Genomic DNA, 15309 nt, shown 5'->3' on the forward strand with positions numbered 1-15309 from the left:
TGGCTGTCCTTGATCATGAAGGTGGCCCTGCTCGGTAGTGTGACGGTCGAGAGATCGTCAGCGCAGCACCGGGGCAGCGCCGTTGAACTGGAACGTTCGGGGCTGGAGAACGATCAACTGGACGGGCTGGTGGCGCGGGTCCATCGGGTGCTTGTGGAGGATCCGGACCCGCCGGCGATAAAGGGGCGGATGTGGGCGCTGGGCTTGTACAAGTCCGTTGTGCTCGTGCTCCTGCTGCGGCAGAACCCGGTCCAGGAAGCTGCCGCGGAGCTGTTCGGGGTCAGCCAGGCCGTTTCCGTAAGGGCCTTCGCGGACCGCCGGACAGCCCTTCGAGTGGGATGTGCAGCTCAGTAAGAAGGGGCGGGCCCAACTGGGCTGGCTCAGCCGGGACGGCAGTCATCTGAATGTTTCCCTCGACGGGGAAATCACGCACAAGTGACACAGGGAAGGGCTGGAATATCGGTATGGGGCAGGCGGCGGAGGACGAGTTCCACTTCTACGCGGAAGTCCGGGTGGTCAGTTCACCCAGGCGTACGGAGCTGGAGGGCCGGCTGGGGGCCATCCTCGGAATCACCGAGCCCACCAACCCCGACACTCCACCGTCTTATGCAGTGATGTTGGACGACCACGACTTCTTGGTGCAGTTCGAGCGGGAGGAACTGCAACCGACGGGACGGGACCGCAAGCACGAGGACTACTTTTAGTGGCCCGTTGGTGCACTCACCCTCGATCCACCGCGTGAATTCCGATCACTGAGAAAGCATCACCGGACGGAGAGGTGACGGCGGGGACCGTGACCTGGGACTTTTGCTTTTTTCGTGGCAACGTCTCAGCCTGAGAAGCTTTCCCGTGCGTGCTGCCGAAGTGGCGTGTCGACGCGGACACCCCGGTAGCCGCGAGCAGTTGGCGGCGGGACCTAGCGCTGGACGACTGCCCACACGCCCGCGCCGACGACCGCTGTGAGATATGCCGCCGATGCCGCGGACACCAGCTTGCGGCGGGTGTCGGCGGGCCAGGAGGTGAGGGTCAGCAGCTGGGCCAGGGCCGGCAGGACGAGGACCGCGTGCAGGGCCACTCCGTGCAGGGGCTTCAGCGCCTCGGTGGAGTGGTATGCCGCCTCCTGGCTGTCGGTGCGGGTGACCACGACGCCGTACGCGATCATCGCCGCGCCCGAGAGGAGACCAACGAGCAGTACGGCGAAGCCCGTACGCAGAGCGAGGGACATACCCGCCGGGCCCTCGGGGCGGTGCCTGAACGAGGCGATCGCGAACGTGGAGAGGACCACGACCAGCAGCACGCCGCCGACCGCGAGCGCCGTGGCGACCGCGTTGTCGAAGGGCGTCTCACGGTTGAAGTGCGACGGTACGCCCCGCCATGCCTGGAGGGTGATGCCGCCGACCTCGAGCACGCAGTCGGCGGCGAAGAGGCCCAGCAGTACGGAGCGGGCGCGGGCGCCGATGCGCAGATACGACGTCACCCACACGACGGCGATCAGTGTCAGGCCGAAGGAGACCCCGAAGGTGAAGGGCTTGCGCCAGGAGACCGGGCCGGTCCACGGGCCGCCGTCGACGAAGAAGACGCCCAGGTGGAAGAGGCCTGCCGCGATCAGGACGGCGCCGGTGACGTAGCCGAGGCGCTCGACCACGCGCGGCCGACGGCGCTCTTCGAGCCGGTGCTGGTGCTGGTCCTGGTGCCGGGGCCGGTGCTGGTCGAGCTGGTCGCCGAGCTGCTGCCTGAGCCGGTCCCGGAACCGGTGCCTGAGCCGGTGCCTGAGGTCTGCGCTGGTCATGGGGGAAGCATCCGCCCGGACGGGGTGCGACCGCATCGTCCGGGCGGAGACACCACCGGTACGTCCGCAGGAGTACCAGGTGGTACCAGGTCTGTGGAGTACCGGGGAATCAGCGGATCCGGCCACGGCGGCGACACTCCCCCGAGTGTGGCTGTCCACGCCGAGCACCGGCGGGCCGGATCCGATGCATCGATCCAAACAGTCCTCTCCAACGGATCGCTAACATATGGCCAACAGTCATACCGGTGGCTTGAAAGTGGAGGACGCTGATGCGGTTCGGCCTGCTGGGTCCGCCGGCAGTGCACGATGCCGCGGGCGAGCCGCGCCCCCTCGGCAGCGCCAAGCTCCGCGCCCTGCTCGCCACGCTGCTGCTGCGGCCCAACCGGGTAGTCCCGGTGGACGAGTTGAAGGCGGCCCTGTGGGGCGACGAGCCGCCCGCCTCCGCCCATGCCTCCCTGCACAACCATGTGACGCGGCTGCGCCGGCTGCTCGCCGAGGCGGACCGGCTGCGGGCCGTACCGCCCGGCTATCTGCTGCGGGTCGAGCCGGGCGAGCTGGACACCGACGTCTTCGAGGCCCGCGTGCGCACCGCCCGTGCCGCGACCGCCGAGGGCGACTGGACCGCCGTGGCCGAGGCCGCCCGCGCGGGGCTCGCGCTGTGGCGCGGCAGCCCGCTGGCCGGTCTGTACGACCCTGACGAGGGCACCCCGGCACTTGTCCAGCGGCTGCGGGAGTCGCGGCTGCTGATGCTGGAGTGGCGGTACGACGCCGAGATGCAGCTGGGCCGCTATGACGGGCTCGTACCCGAACTGGCCGCACTGGTCGCGGAGTTCCCGCTGCGGGAGGCCTTCCACCGGCAGCTGATACTGGTACTGCACCGTACGGGACGCCAGGCGGAGGCGCTCGCCGCCTACGGGTCGCTGCGCCGCACGCTCGTGGAGGAGCTGGGCGTCGAACCCGGCCCGGCCGTCCAGGAGGCGCACCAGGAGGTGCTCCGTACACCCGCGGCGGCGCCCGAGCCACGGCCGCCGCGGCCCGCCCAGCTGCCGCCCGCGCCCGGCCACTTCACCGGTCGCGACACGCTCGTCGCCGAGCTGAGCGCCGTCCTCACGTGTCGCGCCGGCAGCCCCGCCGTCGTCTCCGGGATGGCCGGAGTCGGCAAGTCCGCCCTCGCCGTGCATGTCGCCCACGCACTGCGCGACGAATTCCCCGACGGGCAGCTGTACTTCAACCTGCACGGCGCCATCCCCGGCGTGGCCCGGCTCGACCCCGGTCACGCACTCGCCACGCTGCTGCGCGACCTCGGCGTCGACCCGCGGCAGATCCCCGACGACATGGACGCGGCATCGGCCCTGCTGCGCTCCACCCTCGCGCCGACCCGGACCCTGCTCGTGCTCGACGACGCGGCGTCCGCCGCGCAGGTGCGGCCGCTGCTGCCGGCCGGGAGCGGCTGCGCGGTCGTCGTCACCAGCCGCTCCCCGCTGACCGCGCTCGACGGCGCTGCCCGGTTCCCGCTCGCGCCGCTGTCGGCCGAGGACAGCGGGACGCTGCTGCGTGCCGTCTCAGGACGCGGCCTCGACGAGGGTCTGGAGCGGCTCGTCGAACGGTGCGGGCGGCTGCCGCTCGCACTGCGCGTCGTCGCCGCCCGCCTCGCCGCCCGCCGCGCGCTCACCGCCGATGTACTCGCCGGGCTGCTGGACGCCGAGGCGGGCCGGCTCGACCATCTCGAGTACGACGACCTGAGCGTGCGCGGTTCGCTCGCCGTCGCGCACGACGGCCTCGACCCGGACGCGGCCCTCGCGCTGCGCCGTCTCGGCGCGGTGGACCTGCCCGAGTACGGTGCGCCCGCCGTCGCCCGGCTGATGGAGACCGATGAACGGCGCGCGGCGGCCGCCCTGGACCGGCTCGTCGATGTGTCGCTCCTCGAGGAGGTCTCGTACGGCAGGTTCGTCCCGCACGACCTGGTACGGGACTTCGCCCGCGAACTCGCCGACCGGGACGGCGACCGGCCGCAGACCGCCGAGCGCGTGCTGCGCTGGTACGCCGAGTCCGCCCGCCAGACCGGTGTCGCGCTACTCCCGTCCGGCCAGGAGGCCGAGCTGCGGCTGCCGCCGCCGATCGGCGACGCCGCACCGTTCGACACCACCGAACAGGCCCTGGCCTGGGGAGACCTCGAACTGGCCAACCTGGTGGCGCTGACCGAGCGGTACGCGGCCGTGTCCCCGACAGCGCTGCTGCTCGTGCGGTCCTGCTTCATCTATCTCCAGCGCCGCGGCAGGCTTCAGGAACTGGCCGTCCTCGGCGAACTGGCCCTGGCCGCCGCCCGCGCGGCAGGCGACGCCGAGGCCGAGGCGCATGCCCTCACCGACCTCGCGGGCAGGAACTTCCTCAGCGGCAGGCCCGAGCGTGCCCTCTCCCTGAACGAACAGGCCGTCACGATCTGGCGCACCCTCGGCGAGGACCGCCGCATCCAGCGCGGCCTCGGCAACCGCGGCATGCTGCTCGAGGGCCTCGGCCGGTACGAGGAGGCGGCCGGTGCGCTGGAGTCCGCGATCGAGTACGCCCGCAGGCTCGGCGACGATCACGGTGAAGCGGTCGTCCTCAGCCATCTGGGCAATCTGTACGAGCACACCGACGCCCGCGCAGCGATCGGCTACCACGAGCGCAGCCTGGCCGCCGGCGTACGGCTGGACAGCGAGATCCTGCGGCAGACCGCCCACTGCAATATCGGCTTCGCCCATCTCACCCTCGGCGAACCGGCCGAAGCCGTACGGCACTTCGACGAGTCGCTGGCCATCCTCGGCGACGACGGCGACTGGCACGGCCAGTCCCAGTCCCGCATCGGCCGGGTCCGTGCCCTGCGCGAACTGGGCCGCGCCGAGGACGCCCACCGGGAGTGCGGGCTGCTGCTGGAGCGGGCCGAGTCACGGGCGGACACGCATATGCAGGCGCTCGTCCACCATCAGCGTGGACTGCTGCTGCACGCGGAGGGCCGCGAGTGCGAGGCGCGAGAGCGGTGGCGCCGGGCCTTCACCGCGCTTCAGGCGCTGGACGGGGAGCATGCGCGGCTCCTGGAGGAGTTGCGGGAGCTGCTGGGCGGCCGCTCCGTGCCCGCGTGAGACATTCCGCGGGGGTCATCGCGTCAAGGGGGTGAAGGTCGGTCACGAGAACGGAGAGACATGAGACGGTCCCGCACGGACGACTTCAGGGAGTTCGCGGCCGGGCGCGCCAGCTCTCGAGGTTGTCTCCGAGGGAGTCAACGGTGCCGACGGGCACGTCGTCGTGGTCGACAGGAACACCGGGGACCGCACCTATATCGAGGCGGTGCGGACGGCCGGCGGGGAGGCCGTCTGGACGGAGACCCGCCCGGACGGTCTGAAGTTGGCCGCCGTGGAGAAGGCGGGCGCGCATCCCGGCGTCCTGCACCGGCAGGTCGACACCTTCCGGCCGAACGGTCTGACGACGCAGGTCTCCGCCTACAACGCCCCGACCCCCAACTCGCTCAAGAGCGGCAAAAAGCCCCTGATCACGATGGCGGAGCTGAAGGCCATCGCCACGGACCCGGTGTGGCTCGCGGCCCGCTAGCGGCAAGGTGCCTCAAGCCGCCGGGCATCTTTCAAGCCGCAAGGTGCGCCTGAAGCCGCAGGGTCTCTCAAGCCGCAGGGTCTCTCAAGCCGCAAGGTCTCTCAGGCCACAAGGTCCCTCACTTCGCATCCGCGTAGCACTGAACCACCGCCGTCGTGAACGGAAACCGCACCGGCGTCTCCCCGAAGGCGATCCGCCCGGCCAGCTCCCCGGCCGCCCGGATCGCCTTCGCGACGTCCTCCGCCTCCTCCGCCGGGCAGTGCACGATAACCTCGTCGTGCTGGAAGAACACCAGCTCGGCCCGTATCTCCGCAGTGGACTGCCGCAGCGCCGCCAGCATCAGCAGCGCCCAGTCCGCCGCGCTGCCCTGCACCACGAAGTTACGGGTGAAGCGGCCCCGCGCCCGTGCGTTCGACGAGGCGTATCCGGGCGTGAACTCGCTTTCTGCGGACGGGAGTTCCTCGCTCGCCTGCGGGATCCCCGCCTCGTCGTCGTCGCCCGAGCCCGCCGCCCGCGGGCTGGTCCGGCCCAGCCAGGTCCGTACGAGCCGGCCCTCCTCGCCGGCCCGCGCCGCCTCGTCGACGTATGCCACGGCCTTCGGGAATCTGCGCCGCAGCATGGCCAGGTTCTTCAGGCCGTCGCCCGACGTCTGGCCGTAGATGGCGCCGAGCAGCGCGACCTTGGCGTGGTCGCGGTCGCCGGAGAACGCCCGGTGGGACAGGGCCGCGTACAGATCGCCCTCGTGTCCCGCCACATCCATCAGGCCCGGGTCGCGGGAGATCGCGGCCAGCACGCGCGGCTCCATCTGGTCGGCGTCCGCGACCACCAGCCGCCAGCCCTCGTCGGCGACCACCGCCCGCCGGATGACCTTCGGGATCTGAAGTGCCCCGCCGCCATTGGTCGTCCAGCGGCCCGAGACCGTGCCGCCGGGCAGATACTCGGGCCGGAACCGCCCGTCACGGACCCAGTCCTGGAGCCAGCCCCAGCCGTGCGCCGTCCAGATCCGGTACAGCTTCTTGTACTCGATCAGCGGCTTCACGGCCGGATGGTCGAGCTCTTCCAGCTCCCAGCGCCGCGTGGACTTCAGCCTGATCCCGGCCTGCGCGAACGCCTTCACCACATCCGCCGGAAGATCCGGCCGCACCCGACGGCCGAACGCGGCCGACACCTCGTCCGCGAGCTCCGCCAGCCGGCGCGGCTCGCCGCCGCCCGCGTACCGCTCGCCCAGCAGCTCGTGCAGCAGCGCCCGGTGCACGTCCGCCCGCCACGGCAGCCCCGAGCGGTTCATCTCGGCAGCCACCAGCATCGCGGCCGACTCGGCCGCGGTGAGCAACCGCATCCGCCCCGGATGCTCGGCGGCATCGTGTCTTCGCTGCTGATCGGCGTAGACCTCGAGGAGAGCCTCCAGCGGAACGGACACGGGCTGCGGCTCGAAAAGCGAGGACTGCGAGCCCGGTTCGGCCGCGCGCTGCGGCGGATCGGGCGGTACGGGAGCGTTGCGCAGCCGCGCCCAGGCTGCCGCTGCCGAACGGGGCTCCCCGAGCCGGCCCTCGTGGCCGAGCAGCAGCAGCTCCGCGTCCTCGATGTCGTAACACCGCTCGACCCGGACCCCGGCCGCCAGCAGCCGCGGATAGATCTCGGTGGTGGAGCGCCAGACCCACCTGCCGACCTCCGGCCGGGAGCGGACGGCCTCGACCAGGTCGGGCTCCTCCTGGACGGGCCCGGCGGGCAGGCCGTCGGGGCCGAGGGGGACGAGCCGCGCCCCGTCACCCTCCGCCGCCGCCAGAGCCCATCGTTCGCTCATGGATGCGAGTGTGGCAGCCGGGTCTGACATCGCGGTGGACCCGACATCGCAGCGGACCCGACATCGCAGCGGACCCGACATCGCAGAGCGCGGAGCGTCAGGCCACCGCGTGGAAGACCGCCGACGCCTCGCCGCGCGACGCCACCCCCAGCTTGGTCAGGATGTTCGCGACGTGGAACTTCACCGTCGACTCGCTGATGTGCAGCTCCTGCGCGATCAGGCGATTGCGGTGCCCGCGGGCCAGATGCGTCAGCACCTCCAGCTCCCGGTCCCCCAGCGAGGCGAGCGGATCGGCGCGCGGGGTCTCCGGCGCTCCGAGCGGGATGGTCGCCGTGACCGTGGTGCCCCAGCCCGGCACCGCGTCCACGTCCAGCCGCCCGCCCAGCGCCTCGAGCCGTTCGCCGACCCGGTGCGGGCCGAGCGTGCAGGTGGAGAGCTCGCCGGGGCCGTCGTCCCGTACCGTCGCGCGCAGCTCGTTCTCAGTGAGATGCCAGCCGACATGCATCCGGTTCACATCGTCCTGCTCGAGGACGGTCAGCAGCACGGCCCGTACGACCGCGCGCGCCGCGTGCGCGACATCGGCGGCCAGCGGCCGGCTGCTGTCGGGCGCGCCCAGCTCCAGCCGGACGGGGCTGTAGCGCAGCATCGGCCGCAGCGAGTCCGCGAGCCGGGCGAAGGCCTGCCCGGCGGGTTCCTCGGCGACCGCCTGGTCCCGTTCCGTCTCGGCGCGCAGTTCGACCAGCGCGGTGACGGCCAGCTCGACGGCCGTTGTGCGGGCGGCCGCGTCGTCCATACCCCGGCTGCGCAACACGCCGAGCAGCCCGGACAGCGCCGTCGCATGTGTCTCGGTCAGCTCGGCGATCACCCTGGCCCGCTCCCCGGCGGAGGCCCGCGACTGGGCGAGCGTGCCCGGCGTGGCCTCGGTGGCGAGCCGGTCGCGATGGCTGGTCACCAGGTCCCACATGGCCTGTACGACGGCGGTGTCGGACGCGGCGAGGACACTGTCCTCACGCCGTACGAGGACCAGCAGCGCCCCTCGCGGCGTCGCGTCGCTGGCCACCGCGAGCACCGGATGCTCGGCCCCGCCGATGCCGGCCGTGCCCTGCCAGGGCTGCCCGGCGGGCACCGAGGCGACCAGCGGGTGCAGTTCGGCGGCGGTGATCCGTCCGGCCGGCGAACCGCTGTCGCCGTACGTCTTGAACGGCGAGTGCGCGCAGTTCGTCGACAGCTCGGCGGCGGCCAGATGCGGGACGATCGTGCCCAGGATCGCGGACAACCGCGGCAGGATCCGGCCCAGCGGCTGCCGGATCACCTCGTAGGCGGCGGCCAGGGCGGGCGCGGCGGGCACGGATCCGGTGAGTTCCATGACGGCCAGCGTACGGCCGCGAGCGGCGCGGGCGGCTGTCCCTTCGGCCAGGTCGAACCGTCCGAAGGACTGGCCGGTCCTGGCCCGCCGGAGACCGAGGGTTGATCCCGGCGGAAGGAGCCAGACATGGAAGCGATCGTCTTCGAAGAGTTCGGCGGACCCGAGGTACTGAGCCCGGCGCAGGCCGAGGAGCCGCACGCCGGTCCCGGCCAGGTGCGGGTGAAGGTCATGGCCGCGGGGGTCAACCCGCTCGACTACAAGATCCGTTACGGCTGGATGGAGCAGCAGTTCCCGACGAAGCTTCCCGCGATCCCGGGCCTGGAGTTCGCCGGGATCGTCGACGAGGTCGGCGAGGGCGTCACGGCCGCCGCGGTCGGCGACGAGGTGCTGGGCTGGACCACCACCGGTGCGTATGCGCAGTACGCCCTGGCCGAGTCCTTCGTCCCCAAGCCGGCCGGACTGGACTGGGCGGAGGCCGCGGCCCTGCCGGTCGCGACAGAGACCGCCCAGCGGGTGCTCGATCTGCTCGGCGTGCGCAGCGGCGAGACGCTGCTGCTGCACGGGGCCGCGGGGGTGGTCGGCGTGGTGGCCGTCCAGCTCGCCGTGGCGGCCGGTGTGACGGTCATCGGCACGGCGTCTCCGGCCAACCATGACTCTCTGCGGGAGCTGGGCGCGACTCCGGTCGCGTACGGCGACGGTCTCGTCGAGCGCGTCCGCGCGGCCGCTCCCCAGGGTGTGGACGCCGTCTTCGACGCGGCGGGCAAGGACGCGCTGCCGGCCTCGGTCGAGCTGCGTGGCGGCACCACGGACCGCATCATCACGATCGCGGACCCGGACGCGGCCGCCCACGGAGTCCGCTTCTCGGCGGGCGGCACGGAGCCGCCGGAGATCGCTCTGGCGGAGCACGTCCGGCTGGCGGCCGACGGCAGGATCCGGATTCCGGTCGCGGAGGTCTTCCCGCTGGCGGAGGCGGCCAAGGCCCACGCGCTGAGCGAGACGGGCCATGTGCGCGGAAAGCTGGTGATCACTCCGTCCGAGGGGTGACCGTGGGGGTGAGCGTACGGACGACGCGGGCCGGGTTGCCCACTGCGAGCACCCCGGCCGGCAGGTCCTTGGTGACCACGGAGCCGGCGCCGACCACGGTGTTCTCGCCGATGGTCACGCCGGGGCAGACGATCACCCCGCCGCCCAGCCAGACGTTGTCGCCGATGGTGATGGGGGAGGCCCTCTCCCAGCCTGCCCGGCGTCGTTCGGCGTCCAACTCGTGTGCGGGGGTCAGGAGTTGGACGTTCGGTCCGATCTGTACGTCCGCGCCGACCGTGATCGGAGCGGCGTCCAGGAAGACCGCGTTGAAGTTGATGAACGTACGGTCGCCGATGGAGATGTAGCGGCCGTAGTCGCACTGGAACGGCGGCCGGATGCGTACGTCCTCGCCCACCGAGCCGAGCAGCTCGGCGAGGATCTCCGCGCGCCGGCCGGGGGCCGCGCCGCCGTTCGCGTTGTACGCGGCGCAGAGCGCGGAGCGCCGCTCGGTGTCCGCGCCCAGCTCGGGGTCGTCCGGGAGGTACCACTCGCCGGCCAGCATGCGGTCCTTGTTCTCGCCCATCCCACGTCCCTCCACGGCGGTCGGCCTCTCTAGGATCGATCATGCGTGTTCGAACTGACCCAGGGGTGGGGAATCGTGGTGCGAGGTCTGATGCGCGGCACAGCTGTGGGACTGGTCCCGGCGGTGCTGGCGATGGTGGTGCTGACCGGCTGTTCGTCGGAGCCCGAGCCGGACCGGCCGGCGGGCGGAGCGAAGACCGCCGCGAAGGGCGGGACGGGGAGTGCTGGAAAGGGCGGGACGAAGAGGGCCGAGAAGGGTGGGACGAAGACCGCCGCGAAGGGCGGCACGGTTGGAGCCGCGGGTTCGCCGTGCGCACTGCCCGTCTCGTTCGACCTCGCGGCGGACTGGAAGCCGAAGGCCGTCAAGGACGACCCGGAGTTCGGGCTGCCGAAGCAGGGCCTCGTCACTCTCGTCTGCGAGATCGACGCGAAGCTGGCCGGGAACATCGGCTTTCTCCGTGTCTGGACCGGCGGCGGCAGCGACGACGATGCGCGCAAGGCGCTCGAAGCATTTGTCGCGGCGGAGGCCAAGAGCCGTGACAAGGTCGCGTACAGCGCGACGAAGGCAGGCCAGTACGCCGCCGCCGAGGTGACCTACCTCAACACCAACGAGTTCCTGGACGCGCCCAAGAAGGAGCGGGCGCTCGCCTTCACGACCCCGCGCGGTGTGGTCGTCCTGCACCTCGGCGGACTGGACTCGGCGGAGCACGAGCAGATGCTCCCGGCCTACGAGCTGGCGAAGAAGAGCGTGCGCAGCGCCTGACGGGCCGCGCTCTTCCCGGGGCGGGCCCGTATCCGTACGGGCCCGCCCGAAGTGCCCGATCGTCGCGGCACTGCGAGGCTTGGTCCATGCGAGTGGCACTGGCACAGACCGACTGCGCACTGGGTGAGGTGGACCAGAATCTCGGGACGGCTCGCGAGCAGATCGAGCAGGCCGCCGCCCAGGGCGCTGACCTCGTCGTCTTCCCGGAGCTGAGCCTGCACGGCTACCACCTGGGCGCGCTGAAGCGGGACACCTCGGTGGAGGCGCGCGATCCGCGGCTGCTGGAGCTGGGGACGCTCGGCCCGGATGTGGTGGCCGGGTTGCACGAGCACACCCGGCTGCGGGCGTACAACACCTCCGCGTACTACAGCGGCGGTGAACTGCTGCACGCGCACCGGAAGTTGTACCTCCCCAACTATCTGGCGTGGGAGGAGCGCAAGCACGTCAGTCCGGGCCAGTCGGTGCGCGCGTACGACCTGCCGCGCGGCCAGGGCCGGGCCGCGACCCTCGTCTGCAACGACGCCTGGCAGCCGGTGCTGCCGTGGCTGGCCGTGCAGGACGGCGCCGAGGTCATCGTCGTACCCACGAACAGTGCGGCCAGCCTCGATCCGGAGGCGATGGACACGGGCCTGTACTGGGACACGCTGCTGTCCTACACGGCACGGATGCTCCAGTGCTGGGTCGTCTTCGTGAACCGGGTGGGGAGCGAGAACGGTGCGTCGTTCTGGGGCGGGTCCCGCGTCGTGGACCCGCGCGGAGCCGTGGTGGCCCAGGCTCCCAAGTGGGAGCCCGGCCTGGTCACCGTCGACATCGACGTCCACGAGGCGCGCCGCCAGCGGCGGGCCGTGCCGCTGGTGGCGGAGGCGCGCCTCGGTCTGATCGACCGCGAGGTGCGGCGGCTGATCGACGAGGGCGGGGACAGCTAGGTCGTACATACCGCTCCGCCTGTGCCGCGATGGACGCCGGTCGGGGTCGGGTGACTGTCGGGGTCGGGTGACCGTCGAGGTGGGGTGACTCGGGCCTCGGAGCGGTGCCGGCCGTACCACCTGGGATCATCGGTACGTGAGTACGGTCGAGAAGGCGCTGGCAGGTGCGCTGTACGTGGCGGACGACTCGGCGCTGGACACCGCGGCCTCGCTGCTCGCGGCGGACCGGGCGGCCGATGCGGAACTGCGGCTGCGCGGCGAGGAGTTTGTCCGCCGGGCGTGGGAGCGGGGCTGGCAGCCGGCCGATGTCGTACGGATCGTCCGGCGCGACCTGGACGAACACCATGTGCGGCTCGTCTGCGGCCTGATCGCCGAGGAGACGGAGCGGTACGGGGAGCGGCTGCCGCCCCGCTGGTCCGCGCAGCTCGCCGATCTTGAGGCGGGGCAGTGGCGCGCCGACCGCTTCTCGTACGCGACGGCGGTGCTGGAGCTGTACCGGCTGCTGGTCCGGCTGCCCTCGATCGAGCCCGTCGGCCAGGTGCCGGGCGCTTCCGCCCTGCACGTGGTCCCGTCGGCCGGGGAACCGCGCATGCTCACCCGGATCCGCGCGCTGCTCGCCAAGGCGGAGGCGACGGGTTATCCGGAGGAGGCGGAGGCGCTCACCGCCAAGGCGCAGGAGCTCATGGCGCGACACAGCATCGACGAGGCGGTGCTCGCCGCGCAGACCCACCGGGCCGATGCGCCCGCGGCCTGCCGGATCGGTGTGGACGCGCCGTACGAGACGGCCAAGGCGATCCTGCTCGACGCGGTCGCCTCTGCGAACCGCTGCCGCGCGGTGTGGAACAGCGGCTTCGGCTTCTCGACGGTCGTCGGCTTCGAGGCCGATCTGGAGGGTGTCGAGCTGCTGTACACCTCGCTGCTGGTGCAGGGGACGGCGGCGATGACGCGGGCGGAGGCGGGCCAGCGCGCCGGTGGCCGCAAGCGGACGAAGACGTTCCGGCAGTCGTTCCTGATGGCGTACGCGAGCCGGCTGGGGGAGCGGCTGGCGGCGGCGACCAAGAGCGTGACCGCCGCGGAGGACCTGCTGCCCGTGCTGGCGTCCCGGGACGTGGCGGTCACGGATCACGCGGACCGGATGTTCCCGCGGACGACGAGCACCCGGGTGCGCGGGGTGACGGACCTGGCGGGCTGGGAGCACGGCACAACAGCGGCGGACAGCGCGCACATGCCGAAGGCGCACCCTCCGCTTACTTGATGCCCGCGATGAAGGCTGCCCAGGTGCGGCCGGGGATCAGCGCGGGGATCCGCCGAGCCGTCAATGTCCTTGCGTGCAGCCATGGTTCACCGTTCCACGGCTCGCTCTGTGGAGCCCTGAACCCTTTCACGGCACGACGAACCGCGTCACTGTGTAAGCGGTTCGTCACACAGTGCACTGGAAAGGCATACGGGCATGAACGATCCCGCCCCGCACGACGTACACGACTGCGTCGAGCAACTCCGTACCGCACTGGCGGCCCTCGGCATCACCCTGCCCTCCCTCGGCGTCGATCCCCTGACCTTCGCCGGCAGCAGCCCACCGAGCCTCGTGGCCCTCGGCAACTGCAACACGGCCACCGCCCGCGAGCTGGCCGCCGCCCTGCAGAAGGCGGCCGCGCGGTGAGGCTGGGGCGCCGGCTCGAGCTCGAACTGCTCGCCGTCCCGCAGGCGGTGGCCGCTCTGCGACAGACCGTGCGGCAGCATTTTGGCAAGGAGTGCGTCGACGTACAGCTCTGCGTCAGTGAACTGCTCAGCAATGTGATCCTGCACCTCGGCGAGGGCACCCCGGTCACCCTCCGTGTCAGCGGCGCCGACGGCGGGCTCACCCGCGTCGAGGTCACCGACCCCGACCCGGGCGCCATACCCGTGCCCGCTCGGGCTGCCGACTACGACGAGTCGGGACGCGGCCTCGCCCTCCTGGACGCGGTCTCCCTGCGCTGGGGCGTGGTCCGGGGCGAGGACAGCAAAACGGTGTGGTGCGAGCTGGGCGACGCGTAGTCCAACGGCGCACCCCCTGCCCCGCCCTGAGACAGGGCAGGGGGCCGTTGATCAGCGCTGCTGGACGAATGCCCGGCCGTCGTGGGCGTCGGCGGAGCAGGAGTTCTTCTCGGCTGCGGTCATCTTGCGGCTCTTGACGACCACCGCGTTGCTCTTGCCGTCCGTGCCGTTCGGGGCCGGACCGGTGACGGTGTCCTGCCAGAACCAGTAGTAGTGACCCCACTTGGGGCTGTCGTAGTGGGTCTGCCAGGTGCCGGAGACCTGCTGCATCACCTGGGCGCGGGAGATCCAGCCCACTTCACCGGGTTTGACCGTCATGCCCAGGGAGCTGCTCTCCGAGTGCGTGCTCGACCAGCTGTGGCTGTAGCTCGCCGTCACACTCAGGTCGATGATGTCCGCGATCTTGCCGCCCACGGTGACCGAGACGCCGACCGAGTCGGTGGAGCCGACGGTGTCGCTCCAGGTCATGGACTGAGTGGCGTCCGACGTACTGCAGTTGAAGAGCGAGTCGGAGACCTGGCGGAACCCACCCAGGTACGCCTCGCCGAGCTGGGGGGAGTTGAAGGTGCACTTGCCCTCGCCCGAGGCGCAGTCCGCCGTGAGCTGCTGCCGTGTCGGTTGCTCCTCGGCGGCCGCGGACGGGGCGGCCGCCGCCGCTATCCCGCATGCCGCCACTGCTGTGGCCAGTAAACGGCCGCCGTGCCGCATGGCGCGATTCATCGTCATCCTGGTGCCTTTCGCGTTGTGCATTGGGGGGCCGGTGAACCGGACGACTCTGTACGAGAGTTGAGGGTCCCGGTACGCCTCCGCGCTCACCGCCTGTGCATGCGAGGCTGTCCCAACAGCCTCCGCAGCCACACCAAGAGGAGGTAAAGTTGTAGTTGAGGGTGAAACTGGCGTCTGCGTCGGCTCGGCCCAAAACCGGCGCAATCTTCGGATCCCCGTGCTGAGCAGGACGGGCCCGGGACGCTGCGCCCCGGGCCCGTAGTCATGCCGAGGTCAGCAGGTGCGCCCGACGTAATACGCCCCTTGGATCTTGTCGGCCGATCCCAGCCAGGTGTCGCCGGGGCCCACGCACCGCTCGTAGTTGGGCCCGAACACCTCGACCTCGATGACTACGTGTGAGCCATCGCTCGTGCAGTGGTTGTAGTGGGCGTCGCTGCTGGTCTCGTAGAACCCGCAGGGGTTCATCGCGGCCACGGGGCCGGGAGCGGCGGATGCCGCAGTGGGCAGACCGAGGGCAAGAGCCGCAGCGCCGACAGCGGCCAACAGGGAACGGCGAACACGCATGGGAAGTCTCCTTCTTGAGAACGCGATGCCCGAGTACTGATCACTCGTGCACCTGGAGACCATTGCGCCAGTCGATCCGGGTAGTCACGCGATCTCGCTCGCACGAGTGAGGGAGTGCACTGGATCGAGTGCCGACCGTTTGGTCGC

Annotated in this window: 17 protein-coding genes; 11 read left to right on the forward strand and 6 right to left on the reverse strand. The window is 71.5% G+C overall.

Features of this window, described 5'->3' with window-relative positions; genetic code table 11:
* Positions 1 to 39 precede the first annotated feature (39 nt).
* The 3 genes from ACFWDI_RS07630 to ACFWDI_RS07640 are packed head-to-tail and all read left to right on the forward strand — an operon-like array spanning position 40 to position 704.
* Positions 40 to 354, forward strand: coding sequence for a hypothetical protein (locus tag ACFWDI_RS07630; RefSeq protein WP_385301885.1), 315 nt, complete (start codon positions 40 to 42; stop codon positions 352 to 354).
* The gene (locus ACFWDI_RS07635; RefSeq protein ID WP_385301886.1) at positions 341 to 439 is read left to right on the forward strand and encodes a polymorphic toxin type 17 domain-containing protein; all 99 of its coding nucleotides are present in this window, start codon (positions 341 to 343) and stop codon (positions 437 to 439) included. The genes ACFWDI_RS07630 and ACFWDI_RS07635 overlap by 14 nt, the downstream gene beginning before the upstream one ends.
* Positions 440 to 464: 25 nt before the next feature.
* Positions 465 to 704: a hypothetical protein gene (locus ACFWDI_RS07640; RefSeq protein ID WP_385301887.1), complete on the forward strand. Its 240-nt coding sequence runs from the start codon at positions 465 to 467 to the stop codon at positions 702 to 704.
* 212 nt (positions 705 to 916) lie between these two features.
* Here ACFWDI_RS07640 and ACFWDI_RS07645 read toward each other — a convergent pair whose 3' ends face one another.
* A complete protein-coding gene (locus ACFWDI_RS07645; protein ID WP_385301888.1) occupies positions 917 to 1789 on the reverse strand; it encodes a hypothetical protein in 873 nt (290 codons plus the stop codon).
* A gap of 269 nt (positions 1790 to 2058) precedes the next feature.
* Here ACFWDI_RS07645 and ACFWDI_RS07650 point away from each other — a divergent pair, with 269 nt between their 5' ends.
* Together ACFWDI_RS07650 and ACFWDI_RS07655 are read left to right on the forward strand one after the other, a co-directional pair.
* Positions 2059 to 4908, forward strand: coding sequence for a BTAD domain-containing putative transcriptional regulator (locus tag ACFWDI_RS07650; RefSeq protein WP_385301889.1), 2850 nt, complete (start codon positions 2059 to 2061; stop codon positions 4906 to 4908).
* A gap of 163 nt (positions 4909 to 5071) precedes the next feature.
* Positions 5072 to 5374: a hypothetical protein gene (locus ACFWDI_RS07655; protein ID WP_385301890.1), complete on the forward strand. Its 303-nt coding sequence runs from the start codon at positions 5072 to 5074 to the stop codon at positions 5372 to 5374.
* A gap of 118 nt (positions 5375 to 5492) precedes the next feature.
* Here ACFWDI_RS07655 and ACFWDI_RS07660 read toward each other — a convergent pair whose 3' ends face one another.
* The gene (locus ACFWDI_RS07660; protein WP_385301891.1) at positions 5493 to 7178 is read right to left on the reverse strand and encodes a bifunctional 3'-5' exonuclease/DNA polymerase; all 1686 of its coding nucleotides are present in this window, start codon (positions 7176 to 7178) and stop codon (positions 5493 to 5495) included.
* A gap of 97 nt (positions 7179 to 7275) precedes the next feature.
* The gene (locus tag ACFWDI_RS07665) at positions 7276 to 8544 is read right to left on the reverse strand and encodes a LuxR C-terminal-related transcriptional regulator (protein WP_385301892.1); all 1269 of its coding nucleotides are present in this window, start codon (positions 8542 to 8544) and stop codon (positions 7276 to 7278) included.
* Between the two features lie 126 nt (positions 8545 to 8670).
* Here ACFWDI_RS07665 and ACFWDI_RS07670 point away from each other — a divergent pair, with 126 nt between their 5' ends.
* Positions 8671 to 9588: an NADP-dependent oxidoreductase gene (locus ACFWDI_RS07670; protein ID WP_385301893.1), complete on the forward strand. Its 918-nt coding sequence runs from the start codon at positions 8671 to 8673 to the stop codon at positions 9586 to 9588.
* On the opposite strand, the gene ACFWDI_RS07675 is transcribed toward ACFWDI_RS07670, so the two are convergent.
* Positions 9569 to 10150: a sugar O-acetyltransferase gene (locus ACFWDI_RS07675; protein ID WP_385301894.1), complete on the reverse strand. Its 582-nt coding sequence runs from the start codon at positions 10148 to 10150 to the stop codon at positions 9569 to 9571. The two genes, ACFWDI_RS07670 and ACFWDI_RS07675, sit on opposite strands and share 20 nt — an antisense overlap.
* A 45-nt stretch (positions 10151 to 10195) precedes the next feature.
* Here ACFWDI_RS07675 and ACFWDI_RS07680 point away from each other — a divergent pair, with 45 nt between their 5' ends.
* The 5 genes from ACFWDI_RS07680 (at position 10196) to ACFWDI_RS07700 (ending at position 13872) form a co-directional block, all read left to right on the forward strand.
* A complete protein-coding gene (locus ACFWDI_RS07680; RefSeq protein WP_385301895.1) occupies positions 10196 to 10912 on the forward strand; it encodes a lipoprotein in 717 nt (238 codons plus the stop codon).
* Between the two features lie 86 nt (positions 10913 to 10998).
* A complete protein-coding gene (locus ACFWDI_RS07685) occupies positions 10999 to 11838 on the forward strand; it encodes a nitrilase-related carbon-nitrogen hydrolase (RefSeq protein ID WP_385301896.1) in 840 nt (279 codons plus the stop codon).
* A 136-nt stretch (positions 11839 to 11974) separates the two neighbouring features.
* Complete coding sequence (locus tag ACFWDI_RS07690) at positions 11975 to 13093, forward strand: DUF2786 domain-containing protein (RefSeq protein WP_385301897.1); 1119 nt, start codon at positions 11975 to 11977, stop codon at positions 13091 to 13093.
* Between the two features lie 195 nt (positions 13094 to 13288).
* Complete coding sequence (locus ACFWDI_RS07695; RefSeq protein WP_385301898.1) at positions 13289 to 13498, forward strand: hypothetical protein; 210 nt, start codon at positions 13289 to 13291, stop codon at positions 13496 to 13498.
* A complete protein-coding gene (locus ACFWDI_RS07700) occupies positions 13495 to 13872 on the forward strand; it encodes an ATP-binding protein (RefSeq protein WP_385301900.1) in 378 nt (125 codons plus the stop codon). Before ACFWDI_RS07695 ends, ACFWDI_RS07700 begins: the two co-directional genes overlap by 4 nt.
* Positions 13873 to 13923: 51 nt before the next feature.
* Here the strand turns inward: ACFWDI_RS07700 and ACFWDI_RS07705 are convergent, their stop codons facing one another.
* Together ACFWDI_RS07705 and ACFWDI_RS07710 are read right to left on the reverse strand one after the other, a co-directional pair.
* Positions 13924 to 14598 carry a hypothetical protein gene (locus ACFWDI_RS07705; RefSeq protein ID WP_385301902.1) on the reverse strand — a complete coding sequence of 225 codons (675 nt, stop codon included), beginning with the start codon at positions 14596 to 14598 and terminating at the stop codon, positions 13924 to 13926.
* A gap of 273 nt (positions 14599 to 14871) precedes the next feature.
* Positions 14872 to 15162, reverse strand: a complete 291-nt coding sequence (locus tag ACFWDI_RS07710; protein WP_385301903.1) for a DUF6355 family natural product biosynthesis protein — start codon at positions 15160 to 15162, stop codon at positions 14872 to 14874.
* Positions 15163 to 15309: the final 147 nt, after the last annotated feature.

Source organism: Streptomyces sp. NPDC060064, assembly GCF_042736455.1.
Lineage (GTDB): Bacteria > Actinomycetota > Actinomycetes > Streptomycetales > Streptomycetaceae > Streptomyces.